The 19285-nt window shown below is 43.2% G+C and carries 13 protein-coding genes; 9 read left to right on the forward strand and 4 right to left on the reverse strand.

Features of this window, described 5'->3' with window-relative positions; all coding sequences use genetic code 11:
• The first annotated feature begins 54 nt into the window (after nt 1-54).
• The 4 genes from ORI98_RS07965 (at nt 55) to ORI98_RS07980 (ending at nt 8176) form a co-directional block, all read left to right on the forward strand.
• Complete coding sequence (locus ORI98_RS07965; RefSeq protein WP_306134857.1) at nt 55-561, forward strand: hypothetical protein; 507 nt, start codon at nt 55-57, stop codon at nt 559-561.
• 93 nt (nt 562-654) lie between these two features.
• Entirely contained in the window at nt 655-2193 is a 1539-nt protein-coding gene (locus tag ORI98_RS07970) for an efflux RND transporter periplasmic adaptor subunit (RefSeq protein ID WP_261298276.1), read from the forward strand.
• A gap of 12 nt (nt 2194-2205) precedes the next feature.
• A complete protein-coding gene (locus ORI98_RS07975; RefSeq protein ID WP_306134858.1) occupies nt 2206-5340 on the forward strand; it encodes an efflux RND transporter permease subunit in 3135 nt (1044 codons plus the stop codon).
• A gap of 367 nt (nt 5341-5707) precedes the next feature.
• On the forward strand, nt 5708-8176 hold the full coding sequence (locus ORI98_RS07980) for a S9 family peptidase (protein ID WP_306134859.1): 2469 nt from the start codon (nt 5708-5710) through the stop codon (nt 8174-8176).
• A gap of 163 nt (nt 8177-8339) precedes the next feature.
• Here the strand turns inward: ORI98_RS07980 and ORI98_RS07985 are convergent, their stop codons facing one another.
• Nucleotides 8340-9257 (reverse strand): LysR family transcriptional regulator, encoded by a 918-nt coding sequence (locus tag ORI98_RS07985; protein WP_306134860.1) that lies wholly within the window; start codon nt 9255-9257, stop codon nt 8340-8342.
• A gap of 170 nt (nt 9258-9427) precedes the next feature.
• Here ORI98_RS07985 and ORI98_RS07990 point away from each other — a divergent pair, with 170 nt between their 5' ends.
• Nucleotides 9428-11524, forward strand: coding sequence for an alkyl/aryl-sulfatase (locus tag ORI98_RS07990; protein WP_306134861.1), 2097 nt, complete (start codon nt 9428-9430; stop codon nt 11522-11524).
• A 58-nt stretch (nt 11525-11582) separates the two neighbouring features.
• Here ORI98_RS07990 and ORI98_RS07995 read toward each other — a convergent pair whose 3' ends face one another.
• Entirely contained in the window at nt 11583-12479 is an 897-nt protein-coding gene (locus tag ORI98_RS07995) for a LysR substrate-binding domain-containing protein (protein ID WP_306134927.1), read from the reverse strand.
• A gap of 208 nt (nt 12480-12687) precedes the next feature.
• On the opposite strand from ORI98_RS07995, the gene ORI98_RS08000 reads away from it, so the two are divergent.
• A complete protein-coding gene (locus tag ORI98_RS08000; protein WP_261298271.1) occupies nt 12688-13656 on the forward strand; it encodes a TDT family transporter in 969 nt (322 codons plus the stop codon).
• Between the two features lie 297 nt (nt 13657-13953).
• Here the strand turns inward: ORI98_RS08000 and ORI98_RS08005 are convergent, their stop codons facing one another.
• Nucleotides 13954-16347: a fatty acid cis/trans isomerase gene (locus tag ORI98_RS08005; RefSeq protein ID WP_306134862.1), complete on the reverse strand. Its 2394-nt coding sequence runs from the start codon at nt 16345-16347 to the stop codon at nt 13954-13956.
• Nucleotides 16348-16692: 345 nt separating this feature from the next.
• Nucleotides 16693-16971, reverse strand: coding sequence for a peptidylprolyl isomerase PpiC (gene ppiC / locus ORI98_RS08010; RefSeq protein WP_261298269.1), 279 nt, complete (start codon nt 16969-16971; stop codon nt 16693-16695).
• Nucleotides 16972-17296: 325 nt separating this feature from the next.
• Here ppiC and ORI98_RS08015 point away from each other — a divergent pair, with 325 nt between their 5' ends.
• The 3 genes from ORI98_RS08015 to ORI98_RS08025 are packed head-to-tail and all read left to right on the forward strand — an operon-like array spanning nt 17297 to nt 19281.
• Nucleotides 17297-17743 carry a TlpA disulfide reductase family protein gene (locus ORI98_RS08015; RefSeq protein WP_306134928.1) on the forward strand — a complete coding sequence of 149 codons (447 nt, stop codon included), beginning with the start codon at nt 17297-17299 and terminating at the stop codon, nt 17741-17743.
• A gap of 3 nt (nt 17744-17746) precedes the next feature.
• The gene (locus tag ORI98_RS08020) at nt 17747-17986 is read left to right on the forward strand and encodes a DUF4266 domain-containing protein (RefSeq protein ID WP_226412590.1); all 240 of its coding nucleotides are present in this window, start codon (nt 17747-17749) and stop codon (nt 17984-17986) included.
• Nucleotides 17977-19281 (forward strand): DUF3570 domain-containing protein, encoded by a 1305-nt coding sequence (locus tag ORI98_RS08025; protein ID WP_261298268.1) that lies wholly within the window; start codon nt 17977-17979, stop codon nt 19279-19281. The genes ORI98_RS08020 and ORI98_RS08025 overlap by 10 nt, the downstream gene beginning before the upstream one ends.
• The last annotated feature ends 4 nt before the right edge of the window (nt 19282-19285 follow it).

A 19285-nucleotide genomic window follows, 5' to 3' on the forward strand; every position in this document is an offset into this window, starting at 1 on the left:
GCATTTTATGGTTTACACGGTCAACTCTAATAGTTGATATTTTATGAGCCTATATTGAATAATCGCCATCGTAAGATGCTGCAAGATTTATTCAGTCCGGCATATTGGATTTTGAGTGCGATGCAAAAAACACTGAAAAACTACTGGCTAATGACTTTCACTTTGTTCGCACTTGTCGGACAAGGTTTGTTAGCTAATGGTAGTTCTATGGTGCCGATGGATCATCAGCAATCCCATATGATGACTCAAGCTTTGAGTGATGGTTCAGATAATAATGTGCCTCTGACCTCAATGCAGCATGCCTCCGCTATGACAGATTGCCATGGCAATATGGTATCTGAGTCACAATCGCAGCAAGTCGATAATAGCAATAGCTGTTGTAATGGGTTAGGTGGTTGCAGTATTGATTGTAATCATTGCTTAACGATTTCCTATACCGCAGATTTAAGTGATATCCAATTTGATATTGCTAATGCGCCTGCCAATCCTGCACCACTTGCCGCTACGGTAAGTGGCTTCTCTGTCGATTCCCCCCCAGCATTTAGACCTCCAATCGCATAAGAAAATGTTTCTGCTGTGACTTAACAGCAATATTTTATTGTGTGTTTTTAACGAGTATTGGCACAACTTTGTGTTAGACCGTTCGAGGTTTATATGAAAAATTCTGTATTAAAAAACGCTGCTGTTCAACGCGTTGTATTCACTCTTTACTTTGTGTTATCTACCAGCTTAATGGTGTCGCCTGTGACATTAGCCACGGAGCATGAACACAGTGAACATGCTGGTGAGGCTTCATCGGTGTCAGCAAGCTATATTTGTCCCATGCACCCTGAGGTGACCAGCGATAAAGCTGGCCGTTGCCCTAAGTGCAACATGTTTTTGGTGGCCAAAGAAGAAGAGGAAGAAGCCGGTTCAAGTGAGGATGTTGATCATGCCGGGCATGATCATTCGGCGATGGACGCAACAGCAACAAAAGCACCCGCAGCCAGTCAGGCTGACAAGGTGTTTAATCAGCCTCAAAATACCCTACTGCCAGGTAAAAGTGCGCAGACTCCCACTAATATTAAATATGTCTGCCCGATGCATCCGCATGTGGTGTCTGATGCTCCTGGAACCTGTCCAATTTGTGGCATGAACTTAGAAAAAGTGACCTTAGGTGAAGTGGGCGAGGAGGTTGTTGTTGGGGTTTCTGGTGGCATGCAACAAGCTTTAGGCATGCGCAGTGAAACCGTTACTGAGGGCACACTGTGGAAGCTAGTCAAAACCATAGGTACAGTTGAATACAATGAAAATGCCATCGGCCATGTGCACACCCGAGTAACCGGATGGATAGAGACCCTCAAGGTGCATACCGTGGGGCAGCAAGTTAAAAAGGGTCAATTATTGTATGAGCTGTATTCGCCTGAACTGATTAATGCGCAAGATGATTACATGCAAGCCAGAGATTACCTTAAGCAGGATAAAAACCGTGGGGCAGTATTGTTGAAAAAAGCCCGTCAGCGTCTTGAATTACTGGGGGTGAGCTCGGCATCGATTCAGCAACTAGAGCGCACGGGTGAAACCCTGTATCGAGTGCCTTTTTATGCCGAGCAAGATGGCTTAATTAGTCAGCTCACCGTGCGTCATGGCATGTATGTTCAACCGGGTGATACCTTATTTGAAATCGTTGATTTAAGCAGTGTGTGGGTGATTGCCGACGTATTTGAAAATGAACAAAGCTGGTTGCAACAAGGCCGTGCAGTAGAGGTGACCTCTGCCGCGCAAGGTCTGTTTGATATTGAATCAAGCATAGATTACATCTACCCAGAGCTAGACCCAGTGACACGAGCAATGCGGGTGAGAATTCGCTTAGATAACCCGAATCAGCAATTAAAACCGGGCACCTTAGTCGATGTAAAACTGTTTGGCGGGCCAAACCGTGGAGTATTAGCCATTCCAACCGAAGCATTAATCCTGACTGGGCGAGAAAACCGTGTCGTGGTGCAACGCAGTGATAATCAATTTGCGTCGGTACCTGTCAAAGTTGGCATGATTGCTCAGGGTAAAGCAGAAATCACTGAAGGTTTAAAAGCCGGTGACAAAGTGATTGTGTCGGGGCAATTCTTGTTAGATTCAGAGGCCAGTATTCAAGGTAGCTTGCAGCGCCTAAGTGGTAGCAATAGTGCCGCAACTGATCCGCACGCAAATCATTAATCGGAGCTCACTATGTTAGAAAAAATAATTAGTGCGTCGATTAAGCAGCGAGCCATGGTGTTGTTAATGACCGTGGTCATTGCGTTAATTGGCTATCAAGCCATGCGGATGACACCTTTAGATGCCTTACCTGATTTATCTGATGTGCAGGTGATTGTAAAAACCTCCTATCCAGGGCAAACCCCTCAGTTAGTTGAAGACCAAATTACCTACCCATTGTCGACAGCGATGCTAGCCGTACCGGGTGCCAAAACCGTGCGTGGTTTTTCGATGTTTGGCGATTCTTATGTGTATATCATTTTTGAAGATGGCACAGATATTTATTGGGCTAGGTCACGGGTTTTAGAGTATTTATCGCAAACCCAAGGGCAATTACCGCCCAATGTGACGCCTTCATTAGGGCCTGATGCCTCTGGTGTGGGTTGGGTATTTCAATATGCTCTTGTTGATCGTAAAGGTAAGCATGATTTAGCCCAATTACGCTCGCTGCAGGACTGGTTTTTAAAATTAGAATTGCAAAGTGTTGAGGGTGTTTCAGAGATCGCCACCATTGGCGGTATGGAGCAGTCTTACCAAATTATTGTCGACCCTCATAAGTTAGCACTGTATCAAATTGATTTAATGACGGTGAGGAACGCACTCGATAACTCTAATAGCTCTACTGGTGGCTCGGTGATTGAAATGGCCGAAGCTGAATACATGATCAGCTCGTCCGGTTATCGCCAAACTTTAGAAGACTTTGCCGAAATTCCCTTAGGTATAGTGGCGGAATCTGGCACGCCAGTATTAATGAAAGATGTGGCGCAACTGCGAACGGGTCCTGCGGCGCGAAGAGGCATTGCCGAGCTTGATGGTCAGGGCGAAGTTGTGGGCGGTATTGTGGTGATGCGTTATGGCGAAAATGCCCTCGCTACCATTGACAACGTTAAAGCCAAACTAGCCGAAATTGAAAACGGTTTACCCGAAGGTGTTGAGTTAGTGATCACCTATGATCGCTCTGAGCTCATCTTAAACTCGGTGGATAACCTCAAACACAAAGTGTTAGAAGAAATGCTGGTGGTCGGCTTTATTTGCCTGATTTTCTTACTGCATGCCCGCTCAACCTTAGTGGCAATCATTTCATTACCCATTTCAATTTTGGTCAGCTTTATCGTGATGAACATGATTGGTGTCAATGCCAATATTATGAGTCTAGGCGGGATTGCGATTGCGATAGGTGCGGTGGTTGATGCCGCCATTGTGATGGTAGAAAACGTCCATAAACATCTGGAGCATTACCGTGACCAACATGATGGTGAAACGCCTACGGGAGAAGCTCATTGGGAGCTAGTAAGACAAGCATCCGTTGAAGTGGGGCCCGCACTGTTTTTCAGCTTGTTGATTATTACCCTAAGCTTTGTGCCTGTGTTTGCGCTTGAAGCGCAGGAAGGACGTTTATTCCATCCGTTAGCCTTTACTAAAACCTTTGCTATGGCGGCATCGGCAATATTGGCAATCACCTTAATTCCAGTGCTGATGGGTTATCTTGTGCGCGGTAAAATTCCTGCGGAAAAGAAAAACCCACTCAGTCGCCTATTAATTGCCATGTATGAACCGCTGTTACGCGTGGTGCTGCGCTTTCCTAAAATGACCATATTAGTGGCCGTTATGGCGCTTGGCAGTGCGGTATACCCGATGACAAAAATGGGCAGCGAGTTTATGCCGTCACTCGAAGAGGGTGACTTACTGTACATGCCCACTACCTTACCTGGCGTCAGCTCGGGTAAAGCGGCGGAAATATTACAACAAACCGACAGGTTGATTAAAACGGTTCCTGAAGTTAAACGAGTGTTTGGTAAGGTTGGCCGTGCGATTACCGCTACTGACCCTGCACCTCTCACTATGCTGGAAACCACCATCATGCTAAATCCACGGGATACCTGGCGTGAAGGCATGACTTTGGAGGGCATTATTAGTGAGCTGCAAAAAACCGTCAAAGTGCCTGGTATCACCAATGCGTGGGTACAGCCGATTAAAACCCGTATAGATATGTTATCAACAGGGGTAAGAACCCCCGTAGGCATCAAAATATCAGGGGCAGATATTAATGAGCTTCAGCGTATCGGCACTGAAATTGAAGCGGTAGTCAGTAAGCTACCAGGCACCTCGTCGGCCTTTGCCCAGCGCACCAGTGGTGGCCGTTATATTGATATTGAACCCGACCTTAAAAATGCGGCTCGTTATGGCATGACCTTAAAAGACATACAGGATGTGGTGCAAATGGCCATTGGCGGTATGCAAGTGGGTCAATCCATTCAAGGGCAAGAGCGCTACCCGATTAATATTCGTTATCCGCGCGAGCTCCGTGACAATATTGAAAAGCTGAAAGATTTACCCGTACTCACCAAGACAGGTAAATATTTACCTTTAGGTAATTTAGCCAGCATTACCATCAGTGATGGTGCACCTATGTTGGCCAGTGAAAATGGCCGTTTAATCAGTTGGGTATTTATTGATTTACAAGATATCTCGATTGGTGAATACATCAAAATGGCGCGTACCGCGTTAGATGAGCAAATTAATTTACCGCCGCGTTACAGCTACACCTTTGCCGGGCAATATGAATATATGCAGCGCGTTGAAGCGAAAATGAAGCTGGTGGTGCCATTGATGCTAATGGTGATCTTTATGTTGTTGATGATGACATTTAGCTCATTCGTGCAGGCGTCGGTGATCATGCTCAGTTTGCCATTTTCATTAGTGGGTAGCGCTTGGCTGTTGTATTTGCTCGACTTTAACTTCTCGGTTGCTGTGTCGGTCGGCATGATCGCCCTAGCGGGTGTTGCCGCTGAGTTTGGGGTGGTGATGCAAGTTTACCTCAACAACAGTATTAAAGACCGTCAGGCGGCAGGACAATACAATCACCGTTCAGATTTAACCGAAGCGTTAATTCATGGTGCGGTAATGCGGATACGTCCAAAAGCCATGACAGTGGCAACGATTTTCTTTGGCTTATTACCCATTATGTGGGGCAGTGGTACGGGTAATGAAGTGATGCAAAAAATCGCCGCGCCTATGGTCGGCGGTATGGTGACTGCGCCGCTGTTATCCTTGTTTGTTATACCGGCGATATATTTACTGATATACGGTCGTAAGATGGCCAAGTAACCTCAACTTGAGCTAAGAGATAAATAAAAAAGCCCTTAAAATGATTAAGGGCTTTTTACTTCCACCATCGCAAGGATAAAACAGAGCACCTAGGCTGGCGATTGATCTCGGGTTTTCCACAATGAGTACAACACGCCTGCTACCAGTAAACCAAAGGTCACTTTACAGAAAATACGGTCGTGATGTTAAAGCCGATCTTAGTCGGTATCAGGGAATTTACATTAGCTTGTAGAACTATGTTTACTTTAAACCCGAAAACAGATGCATTTTTAGGCCGTTTTTGTCAAAATGTTACAATTACATGACTTAGCACACCTTATTTTTTCAACATTTCAGTTCATAAAAATAACCTATAAAAGGACTTTCCATGAAAGCTTTTACACTGGTTTTGACCAGTTTAGCCATAGCTGTTGCTGGCATGGCGCATGGCGCCGAAATCGATCTTAACCATATTCAGCGTCTAGGTCCTGTTAACCAAAAAAGCGCAGCGCCGTTATCTAAAAGTGCTCATGCAGATGCGTTACGAGCCAATTTTGTTGCAAAGTTAACTCAGCCTGATACCACTCAACCAGTATTAGTTTTTAATCAGCCATTAACCTGGCAATCAGCGGTTGAAAAGGCCGAAGGTGAGGGGTGGTTAGCTTACCAACTTCCGCTATCAACCCAACGATTTACTCAAGGTGTACTCAAGATTAAAGGGCTTGAAAATCCACAAGTGTATTTAAATGGCCAACTTGTTAAATCAGCTGATGAAGTGCCACTGGAGTTAGCTAATGGTGATTATCAACTCATTTTATTGGCTGATGGCCAGCAAGCTGAGGTGCCATTCAGTTTAGATTGGCAAGGTAACAGTGATGTTGATGTGCTGAGTTTTGTTAAGCAAGACACGCACAGAGTGTCAGCACAGCAGTTATTTGATGCAAAAACGATTAGCAGTATGCAGTTATCGCCAAATGGTAAATACTTACTGCAATCAACGGTTGAATACTCCCCGAGTGAAGGTGATAAGGCCATTTCTGTTACCGAGTTACGTGATGTTGCTAGCAACCAAGTGCTTTACCGTTGGCAAGACAGCTTGCCGCAAAGCAGCGCATTCTCAACAGATAGCAAGCAGTTGGCTTATGTGGTTGGCCAGCAAATTGTGTTGTTAAATATCGCCGATTTATCACTAAAAGTGGCTGCTGACAAAGTTGAAAATGTCTCTGGTTTACACTGGTATGGCGATACCTTGTTATTTAGCTGGCAAAAAAACTTTAAAGCCGACGAAAAAGCTACCTCAAAGCGTTATCAAGCACTAGAGGACCGCTGGAGCTATTGGCGTAATAACAGCCAAATTTATCAGTTAGATGTGGCATCTGGCGCTATTAGACAGCTTACAGACGCTAAGCAAAGCAGTAATTTGTTAGACAGTGACATTGACTTAGGTAAGGTGTTATTGACCCGCGCTGTGGTTGATTATGCTGAGCCGGCTCATAGTCTTTCACAATTAGTGGAACTTGATCTTGCCACTTTATCTGAAACCTTAATTGGTGAGTATCGCACCTTTGGCGGCGCGCTCTATGGCGAAAATGGCATGTTTATTTTGGCTGGCCCTACCTTTATGGATGGCTTAGGCAAGCAAGATCCTGCGCTGGAAGTCAATGACTATGATGGTCAATTATATTGGCGTGAAACTAAGAGCCAGCAAGTGACAGCCCTTAGTAAAGAGTTTGACCCTGCAATTACCAGTATGACAGTGGTTGCGGGTAGAGACTTAATTTTATCAGTAATCGAAGGGGATTTTGCCCCATTGTATTTCTTCGATAAAAGCCAAAACAAGTTCAGTAAAATCGACATGGGCGTTGAAATGGTCGACCGTTTTGGTATTGCAACCGATCAAGCTTTACCTACCATAGTTTATGCCGGAACATCAGCCACTGTGCCGCAACAAGCATACGTGATGAATATCAAATCCAATCGCAAGCTGATGCTATTTGATAGTAAAGTCACCAGTTATGCCACCACACGTTTAGGCCAAATGGAAGATTTTGACTTTACCAATAAGCAAGGTCAATTGATTGATGGTCGAGTGTATTTACCGGTGGATTATGACGCCACTAAAAAGTATCCCGCGTTAGTGTATTACTATGGCGGTACCTCACCAGTAGGCCGAAACTTTAGCGGACGTTGGCCATTTAATTTATGGGCGGCACAAGGCTATGTAGTTTATGTACTGCAACCCAGTGGTGCTACTGGTTATGGTCAAGCATTCAGTGGTCGTCATGTTAATGCCTGGGGTAAACACTCTGCGGACGACATTATTGAGGGAACTCAAGCGTTCTTGCAGGCTTACACCGCCGTTGATCCTAAAAAAGTGGGTAATATGGGCGCCTCTTATGGCGGCTTTATGACCATGTATTTAGCTACCCAAACGGATATTTTTGCCGCCTCTATGTCTCATGCTGGTATCAGTAACTTGTCTTCATACTGGGGACATGGCTGGTGGGGCTATGGTTATTCTGGCGTTGCCAGTCGTGGCAGTTTTCCATGGAATAACCGTGAGTTATACGTAGACCAAAGCCCGCTGTATAACGCAGATAAAATTACTACACCGCTATTATTGATCCACGGTGATGCTGATACCAACGTACCCGTTGGCGAAAGTCATTACATGTATACCGCGCTTAAGTTATTAAATAAAGATGTTGAATTGGTCGAGTTTGCCGGTCAAGACCACCAAATCAGTGCGCGTAATATACGTTTTGACTGGTGGGACACCACAATGGCATGGTTTGATTTACAGCTGAAAGGCGAGCCAGAGTGGTGGAATACCCTTTATCCAGACACCCAAAAATAGTCTGATTAAATAACCTCAGCTCGGGATAATAAACGCTTACCAAACAGCCCTTTGTCTTGCTAACTGCGTTTCATTAACGTGTAATAAATCAGCCTCGTAATGCGAGGCTTTTTTGTTGCTATTCAACAGTGAGGTGAGCTGTTTTTTGCCCATTGATTAAACATCATTGCGTTAGACCAATATGATGCCGGTATATTTCCGTGATGGTGTCCCGCAACCATTTATGCGCAGGATTATTGCGTTGTCGTCTATGCCAAATTAACGATAATTGTACTGGTTTAATGCTAACTGGCATGTCGATAATTTGAATATTAAAAGCCTGCTGGTATTTATGGGCTAATGATTTGCTACAGGCGCCAATACAATCACTTTGAGCCACCAAAGAAATTAACGAGAGTAACGAGTTACACTCTGCCACCACTTTGCGGGTAGACAGGTTATTCTCCGCATAAAAATCAACAATAGAGGTATTTGCACGGGTGAGGTTTAGCTTAATGTGTTGCTCAGAAAAAAATTGCTCAGCAGTCAAACTGCCGTTAATGCGCGGATGATTATGGCGGCAAATCAATACAATTTCATCAGTGGCTAGGGGTTGGTAAATTAAGGTGTTATCGCGGCTATCGGTAATATCAATGGCGAGGTCGGCTTGTTGGGAAAATAGTGCCTCATTGATTTGTGTTTCATTGGTATTTTGATCTTTAAAGGTGATTAGCGGATTACCTAGCTTTTGCAAATGCAAAGTATGAGGTAGCAATTGATCTGTGATGGACTCAAATGCTAGAACCGTGAATTGCTGGTTAGAGCTTTTGCTGTCAAATACCTTGGTGTCTTCGACCAATCCTTCTAACACCTCCAATGAAGGCATCAGTTGCTCCATCAGTTGATGGCCATATAGGGTGGCGATAATGCCGCGTCCATTACGAATAAATAAGTCTTGGCCGCATAACTGTGATAACCGTTTAATCGAGCCACTGACCGCCGCTTGAGTTACGCCAAGCTGTTCAGCAGCTAAGGTGATCGACTGGTGATGGTATACCTGTGAAAACACTCTATAGAGATTTAAATCAATTTTGTTTGGCATAAGTTCTCATCATACTGTCTGCATCAATTCATAAGTATAACTTAATCGTCAACCATAGTTACCTTTGTTTATCTAAATTGTTAACAGGTTATGATAAACCTAATTAAGCCAGTGAGCATTTTCATTATTCACTAGGTATCAAGTAGCAACCTCAATATGGGTGATTATTTATGAACAAGTCCGTTATTGCTTCAATCGTTATTTCAAGTTTGTCTTTTAGCTATTCTGCTGTGGCACATGACCACGCTGCAGGCCAAGATGAGCATGCACTAACAACTTCATTTATGTACCAAGGTAAACCAGCAACTAAAGCGACTAAAGCTTATAATACAGAGTTTGCAAAAGAGCTAAAGTTTGAAGATAACAAATCTTTTCAAGAAGGTCGTGCTAATCTAATTGCCCCACTTGACGCAGCTACATCCGCTTTACTAGCAGATGCTTATGAATTTATTGGTGAAAAGACGCCAGATACAATTAATCCATCGCTTTACCGTCAAGCACAGATGAATAATGAAGCTTATGGTTTATACCAAGTAAATGATAAAATTTTCCAAGTTCGTGGTACTGACCTAGCAAACATGAGTTTAGTGCGTACCGATAATGGTTGGATTGTATTTGACCCTTTAACGACGCGTGAATCAGCTAAAGCATCGTTAAAATTTGCACTTGAAAACTTACCGTACGGTAATACCGATCCTGTTCTTGCAATGGTTTACTCGCACTCGCATGGTGATCACTTCGGGGGCTCTCGCGGTGTACAGGATATGTTTCCAGATGTAAAAGTGTATGGTTCTGCTCACATTACTAAAGAGATGGTGGATGAAAACGTACTAGCGGGTAATGCCATGTCTCGCAGAACGTCATATCAATATGGCGCAACTATGGTGCCGTCAGAAACCACGATTGTTGATGCCGCTTTGTCCAATGGCCTTGCAAAAGGTGAAGTTACTTATGTATTGCCACACTATGAAACAAACTTAAAGGGTAAATTCGAAACGGTAGTGATTGACGGCTTAGAAGTGGTGTTTATGGATGCATCAGGCACTGAAGCCGTATCAGAAGCCGTCGCTTATATCCCCAGCATGAAGACAATTTGGGCTGCTGAAGTCACCTACAAAGGCATGCATAATGTGTATACCTTACGCGGCGCTAAAGTACGTGATTCGCTTAAGTGGTCGAAAGAAATCAATAACATGATCCAAGAGTGGGGCGGTGAAGCAGAATTCTTATTCTCAGCGCACAGCTCACCAGTTTGGAGTAACAGTGACATTAATGATTTCCTAAAACTTCAACGTGACAACTATGGCTTTGTTCATAACCAATCATTACGTTTAGCTAACAATGGCGTTGTGATGCAAGATATTGGTTGGGAAATCCAAAAAGTATTACCAAAATCAATCAAAGATGCATGGCACACTAATGGTTATCACGGTACTTACTCGCACAATGCACGTGCGGTATATAACATGTACCTAGGCTACTTTGACATGAACCCGGCTAACCTCAATCCATTACCAACAAAAGCCGAAGCGGCTAAGTTTGTTGAGTATATGGGTGGTGAAAAAGCTGTGCTTAAGCATGCTAAGGCCGATTTCGCAAAAGGTGAATATAACTTTGTGGCAACAGCATTAAACAAAGTGGTTGTGAGTAACCCAAGCAACAATGATGCGCGTTCGCTACTGGCAGATACTTATGAGCAGTTAGGTTATCAATCGGAAGGCGCTGGTTGGAGAAACGTGTACCTTGCAGGGGCTCAGGAGCTGCGTATTGGTCGTCAAGCGGGTGCGCTTAAATCAGCATCAGCAGATATTATTGCTGAAATGCCAGTCGGGTCGTTACTGGATTACTTAGCGATTAAAGTGGATTCAATTAAAGCGCAAGATTATGCATTTGAAGTTAACTTGGTGCTACCAGATACTAAAGAAATCTACGTGGTGGAGCTTTCGAACGGTAACTTAAGCAACGCTAAAATTGCTAAAGTAAAAGACACAGCAACAGCAACCTTGACTATCAATCAAGCTGACATCGTTAAGCTGAATCTTAAGCAAACTACGATTAAAGAATTACTTGCAAGCAAAGCGGCTAACATTAAAGGTGATGCATCTTTCTTAGAAACCTTAGCGAAAGTGATGACAGAGTTCGACCCCGCATTTGAAATTGTGCCATTACCGTCAGATAAAGTGATTGAAGCTAATCGTGCTATTTACATGCAAGATGTCGCCAAGCCAGCACACAATGACCGTCACCATGGTCATGATAGTAAGTAAATACTGATTAACTTACTCTGCAATAAAAACCGCTCATTGAGCGGTTTTTTTATGGGGTTTAGTTTGGCCCTGTAGCTTGCCATTGCTGGCAAAAAGCCATAAAGCTTTTAAGCAGTGGGTTTTGATATTTGTCTTTATGGATTAAAAACCAAAACTTGCGCGGCATATTAATTGGCGCCGCCAACTGACGCACTCGGCCACTTTTTATCGCATATTGTGCCGCCAAAGTGGATAAACAGCCTAATCCCAGCCCTGCTGAAACACTGCTAATTAATGCCTCTGTGGTATTGATCTCAAAGGCAAGTCTCCAATGGGTCAGTTTTGGGGCCAGAATATTGATAAAAGATTCCCGTGAGCCCGAGCCGGATTCTCTTAACACCCAATCATTATTGTCCAAGTCCGAAAGACTCAGCTTTGTTTGCTTGGTTAGCGGATGATCTTTTGCACTAATAATACACATTTCATCGTTGCTAAAAGGAATTGAAATCAAATCTGGATGATGAGATTGACTTTCAATAAGGGCAATATCTAGTTCAAAATCAATTAACTTTTGGCAAATAGTGGCAGAGTTTGAAATAAATAAGCTTTGCGATAAATGCTGATGTTGTTGCCGAAATTGGCTAAGTAAATACGGGCTAATATGATTGCCTATGGTATCGCTACTGCCCAGCCTGAGCTTGCCGTACAAGGCTGGATTATCGCTAAAAAGATGCGTGATCTGCAGGGCGCGATTAAGTAATTCATCTGCCAAGGGTAACAGCTGTTGCCCTTCTTGATTAAGAATAAGCCGATTGTTTACCCGATCAAATAATGGATGAGACAGTTGTTTTTCAAGTTCTGCCAACGCCATGCTAATAGCGGCTTTAGACAAGCAAAGTTGTTCTGCTGCAGCCGTTAAGGTTTTGTATTGCGTAATAGCATGAAATACATTGAGCTGCTTCAAAGATATGTGCATGACCATAGTGATATCATTCCGCTTTTAGTGAGTCTTATCAACGCCGCCATTGATGAACCTAGCGTTAATTAGTTTGTTATCGCCCAAAATATCGTTCAGTTATTCTTAACGCATGTTCTTAATAATTGGATATACCTAAACATACAGCAAGCGTAACATCGCATTAAGAAACAAATCAACGCGTTCATCGAAATAGTGAGAGTTCAGCATGATCAACATGGCTAAAGGTAAATTAATCACCGCACCAACGCCCATGGCCGGTTTAGCTTTGGGTATTGCAAGTTTAGGCTGGTGTTGGGAAAACTTCGCCAATTTAAATGGTTATGGTCAACTCATCGGCGCCGCCATTGCGAGCGTGTTACTCATGGTGTTAGCCATAAAATTTTTACTGTTATCACATACATTGAAAGAGGATTTGGCTCATCCCGTGATTGGTAGTGTGGTCCCTACATTTGCCATGGCCACTATGGTAGTGTCTAACTCGGTAGGGCAGTTTTATTTACTGGCAGGCGATGCGTTATGGTTGTTTGCCGTAGGCTTACATTTGGTATTTTTAATAAGCTTTTTATATCACAGAGCGAAAGTATTCGAACTTCACCACATGGTGCCTAGCTGGTTTATCCCGCCCGTAGGTATCATTGTTGCTGACGTATCATTTTCGGGCACCCCACAACTGGCTTTAATCGCCCATATGGCTTTAATCTTTGGTATGGCGACCTATGCTGTGATGTTACCGTTAATGATTTATCGTTTAATGTTTAGCCATGAAGTGCCCGATGCAGCCAAGCCAACTTTGGCCGTGTTAGCTGCCCCCGCCAGCTTATCATTAGCGGGATATTTAACCGTAGCGACGACGCCATCACCTATCATTATCGCCTTACTATTTGGCATAGCAGTGTTGATGACCAGCGTTATCTACCTGGCATTTATTAAATTACTTACCCTGCCATTTAGCCCCGGCTACGCAGCGTTTACTTTCCCTATGGTGATAGGCTCTACAGCATTATTCAAAATGGTCACCTGGATGGAAACGACCAATATAGCAGTGCATTATATTGATCAAGTACGCCGATTAGCACAAATGGAACTGCTCATCGCAACTATAGTTGTCGCCTATGTGGCAGTTCGATATTTGTATTTTTATCAGCCGTTTAGAATTAAAGCGACGGTTAGTTAATCAGTGTTTTTGGTGGAGGGATTATTTGTGAATAGTCTGTGCTTTCTACCCTTGATTTTGGTGCAATCGAAGCGCCACGGCTAACCTAGTCCGTTTAGGTCGCACAGTAATCAGAACATTGGCAGGAGGAGCCAAGAGGGTATTGTTGTGAATACCCTTTGGTCGTTGCAGGATGGGGGGCCTGTGATGTTCATCCAAACGACGTTTGGTAATGGATAAAGGTAAAGCGTACTTAAATATAGTGGGCTGAGCAGCTTAATTTACCCAGCCCTTTAGTCCGCTAAACAATCAATCTCATTATCTATTTTCAACTCGATTGTAATCGAGTATCCCAGCCTCTATTGGATGATTTTTTTTGTATTGCATCATTAATATGTCACTAAAATACCAAAAAGACGGATCGGTTCTACGCACGCCAACGTTATCTAATAACCTTTTATAATCACCCTCATTTTTGACCTTTAAAACTTGGTCCAATAATGCGGGTAACTCAGCTTCTTTTAGGCGCCAAAAAGCATTGGGGTAACTGCCGAGTAGACCGTTTACAAGGGTTACGTTATCGCGTGAATATTGCCGATTGGATTCTTCATCAAACAAGCTAGAAATATTCTTATGGGCGCTATTTCTGATTAACGTAAAAAGCTGAGGATCGAGCGCAGTATCTTCAGGTTCAATCATAATAAAAGTCAGCTCTGGGAATATCGATGCATTTTCGCCTTTTACTTGGTTAATCTTTTTAAGATAACCCTTACTTTCATTTGTAAGCTGCGTTGATTCAAGTGCATAACGTGTTGGTAATACCTTTTCTAGGCGGGTCTTGAGCATGTCTAATAGTTCATGTTTGGGGTTGTCTGTGGTGTAAGTGATTGCTGGGGGGCTACTGACTTCATTGATATCACCAGCAAGATGTTTGGTTAGATACAAATGTGCATCTTGATACCAGTCAGCCAGTTCTTGGTGACGGTTTTCTGCCGGTAACAATGTTAAGAAATTTGACTCACCTTCCATGCGAAGAAGATCCATGTACATGCGTGTTATCAATTGATGGCCAAAATTACCATACACATCATAACCAGCGACAAGCAGGTAATGAATTCGCTCTAATAGAGAATAACTGATCACCCAGGCGGTTTTAGGCTGCTCACCTATTAATCCTTGCACGACAGATGCATTATCGAAATGGCGAAATACCGTTAAACTCGCATTCGAATTTGTGCCATTACCGTCCCAAATTAGCCGAGTAGTTAAATGTTCATTATTTTCAAATTTCTCATCCAAATATGCATTTTTCGCGCGAAGAAAGCGACCTTGTTGACCGGCATACTTAACCCAATTAGCAATAGGCCGTAAGGTATTACTTTCTTTTTCAGCTGGAAGGGTAAGATTTTCGTCTTGTGAACGATAAAATGCATTTTGTTGTGACATATTAGGAAGGTCTGGATCGACAAAAAACACCCAAAATCTATCATTAATAACATCGAGTGCTAGCTGGCCCCTACAAACAGGCCCCTTTATATACGCCATAATAGTATTTTGCGCATTATCAAGCATAAATTTATATCGCGCCTCGACGGGTAAGTCGGTGAAGGCGATAAGCGGGTTTGCTGCAACGCTTGCTTCATAACTTGGTAAGCTAGTAACGCTATAATTGGGCTCAATAAATAATGACTTAATACGGTCAAGCTTTGCCTCATTGAGCGCATACGGCATGTGTGTTTTATCTACGATAGTTTCGCGCACTTGTTCTAATCGGTAATAAAACACATCTGTTTCAGGATCATCGTAAGGTCGACGTGTTGCAATAATATCAACAGGTTTACCTGGTGCGGTTGTCGATCTGACCAATTGGAAGAAAGTGGGTTGGCCACTTTCTATATCATCAAAATATAAGTGGGAAACAAACAAATGTTCGAAAATATAGCGACTGGTTAGTTGCTGTTTTAATGAATTGGTATTGAGGAAGGTTTCCCATTTTTCTATCGCGTTAAGTTCAGCAATAGAAGGGGCCGGAATGGTAGCCATTGGTGCACCATTGGCAAGCCATTGCATCAAAATAGTATTTTCATGGTTTGAGATTTGCGGCAAACCATAAGGCATTCCCCATTGAGGGAATTGCTGTTCATAACGGCTCATTTCTTCAACGGAAGGGCACTGTTGATTACGATCGAGAGAGAAATCCCACGAGTCATCAAGAATGCCTTCAGTGGGCAAGGGGTGCTTTTGTTTTAACTGCAGCATTCGCGCAATAACACCCGCTTGGGTGTTGGCTTCTTCTGATTGTGTGCGTTCATTCAATACGGGGAAAAAATCTTTATCGCGCCATTCTGCCGTTGATTGGGCATCGATAAACATGCGAGTGGTATCGACGGCGAGTAACCGTGTGCCCTGGTACACTATGTCTTTATTCGCGCCCCGGTCTATTCCTTCAGCGGATGACATTTTTAGCTGACAAGGCGCGTCGTAGCAGGCATGACACACAACACATCGGTTGTCTATTATAGGCTTAACATCATTGATATAGTGCTGAGCTTGAGTAGAGGTTGTTGCTACCATGCGCTGTTGTGGCTGCGCTTCACCGTACAAAGTATCGAAATTTAAGCCCGCAAACACCGCGCATCCCGTTAAGGCGACAGCAATGAAGATGATAATTGTACGTCGGTAGTAGGTAGAAAAACGTTTATATATAGTCAATTAGCAACCTTTTGATTTGAGGTGTTTGCGTGTAATGATTATTTAAGGCTTTCAATAGAAAAAATGTTCTGCCTTCTGGGGGGCTTTTCTTGGATCGTTTGGCGATGTTACCAGTATTAACGGTCTATGAATCCAACAAACTATTTTCTAGAAGCAAGTTAACCATGGCCATTAAAATATTTGTGCTTAACATAAGCGTAAATTTTAACACTTAATTTGACGGTTACGTGCGGTAAAGCACTTTAGTTATATGTTCATTGCAATGCACTATCTTAGTGTTGCATACAAAAATAGTGTTTAAGACTTTCAAAATCCAACTTACTATGTTTACGCAGACTTTACACATCAAGTCCTGTAAAGGATCTTTACCACATGCCAGCCAAATTTTGTTTTAACTAAATGTGGGGTGATGAGCTCACCACTAAAACAAACTTTATCAAACTGCGGTACCATTTGGCCTTGTTTAAATTCACCTAAACTGCCGCCTTTTTTGCCCGATGGACAACTAGAATGTTGCTTTGCCAGCACATCAAATTTAGCGCCTTTTTTCAGTTTAGCCATAATGTCATCGGCCAACTCTTTGTGTTTGACCAAAATGTGTAATGCGCTAGCAGTGCGTGCCATGATGTGAACCTTTGATAAAATGTCGCTAATGACGGCATTATACCATTGCTTATGCCTGTTGCTAACCTTGCAAACTGAATGATATTTATCTGCTTAATTCGCCCGAATTAAGCATAATGATACTGGCATATCACTTTATGCTACTGACTGATTTTATAAAATAAACACTTATCATTTTTCCTTAAGAAAGCCTTAAGATTGGCCCGATAGATTGCCAGTATAGGGTTTATAAGGATTAATTATGCCAGCCATCCATAATCAAATTTCGTTACTGTTTTTTCGAAAAACCATCAATGCATTGTGCTTATGCTGTTGCGCTTTGTGGATGATGACTTTTACACATTCAAGCATTGCTGCGCCCGCATTAAATTATGCTGTGCAAAATGTTAAGGGTGAAACCGTTAATTTGTCAGAGTTTGCGGGCAAAGTGGTGTATGTCGACTTTTGGTCGTCCTGGTGTGGCCCTTGCCGTAAATCTTTCCCTTGGATGAACGAGATGCACGCCAAATATGCCGTCAAAGGTTTAGCTGTGGTGGCGATTAATTTGGACGTTGAACCTGAGCTTGCTGCGCAGTTTTTAACAAAGTTACCCGCGAGTTTTCCTGTGCGTTATAACCCCGAAGGCGATGTGGCGAGATCATTTGATTTACAAGGCATGCCGAGCAGCTTTTTGTTCAATCGCCAGGGCGAGTTAGTGCAACAGCATGTGGGTTTTTATGATGATAAAAAAGCCCTGTATGAGCAAGAAATTCAACAGTTGTTGGTGGAGTAGTTTATGAAAAACAATTTGATTCGATTCAATATTAAAGCTGGACTCGCTATTGTTATTTTAACCGGTTTATCGGCTTGCTCAACCTTAGGTGTTGAGCCCTGGGAAAAAGATCAACTTGCAAGAGCTGATATGGCTCTAGACAGTGAAAAGCTTGATATGGCCTTAGATGATCATATTTATTTTAGTAAAGAAGGCACCAGTGGTGGTCGCTCATTAGCGGGCGGAGGTTGCGGATGCAATTAACTCAAAAACGCAATATAGCAGGCGCCATAGCCATGGCGAGTTGCAGCTTAATTAACCCTAGTGCTCAAGCGACAGACCTTAATGACATCGTAAAATCAGACGATTGGAAAGTCGATGCCGCCATTATGTATTACGGCGAGCAAGATAGAGTGCAAGCCGCTGAAGTTATCGGCAATGTGCAGAAATCGTTTGGCGATAGTTCACTATTAGACATGAAGCTGGTGGTGGACAGTTTAACGGGTGCATCGGCGTCTGGTGCGGTGGCGCAGGATAGTAGCCAAACCTTTACTCGCCCTTCTGGCAATGGTGAATATACCGTTAATGCCGGTGAAACGCCGCTTGATGACACTTTCCACGATACTCGTGTCCAATTAAGTGCGAACTGGATGGAAGTACTTAATCCAGATTGGACCTTAAACGTGGGCTTAAATGGCTCAACCGAATTTGACTATTTATCGTTAGGTTTAAATGCAGGCCTTGAGCGTAGCTTTAATAAAAACAATACAATAGTGGCGTTATCAGGGGCGTTTACCCAAGATACCATTGATGCTGTAGGTGGCAGACCTGTGGCGTTATCTGAAATGGCACTGAGATCTCAATATGATACCGAAGCGGCGTTTCAAGCGGCATTTGATGACACGCGTCAAGCGGGGACCGATGATAAGCAAACCATTGACCTTATGCTTGGGGTAACCCAAAACATTAATCGTTATTGGTTAATGCAAGCTAACTACGGTATTTCGAATGTATCGGGTTACATGACGGATCCATATAAAGTGTTATCTCAAGTGGATAACAGTGGTACCACGCAGACTTACCTATATGAAAATCGCCCAGAAGATCGCCTAAAACACAGTGTGTTTGTAATGGCCAAAGGCGCGTTAGATTCAGGTGTAGTTGATTTTTCTTATCGCTACAGTACCGATGATTGGGATATTTCATCACATACCTTGGAAACCCATTATCGTTATTATTTGAGCCCGAGTATTTATGCTCAGATCCACCTTCGTTACTACCAACAGCAAGCAGCAAACTTTTATCAGCCATTTTTGTTGGCCGATGAGCCATTACCTGAATTTGCCAGCGCAGATTATCGTATTGGTGATATGACCGCGTATACGGTGGGATTAAAGTTTGGTCAACGGTTATCTGGCGGACATGAATTAAGCTACCGTTTAGAGTACTACCAGCAAAACCCAGAGAATAATGGTACTGAGTTAGTTGGCCAGTTGAGTCAATTTGAACAATTCCCTGCGGTGAAAGCGATCGTAGCGCAAGTGAGTTATTCGTTTTAAGATG

The sequence above is a fragment of the Shewanella sp. ULN5 genome (assembly GCF_030731885.1).
GTDB classification, from domain to species: Bacteria; Pseudomonadota; Gammaproteobacteria; order Enterobacterales; family Shewanellaceae; genus Shewanella; species Shewanella holmiensis.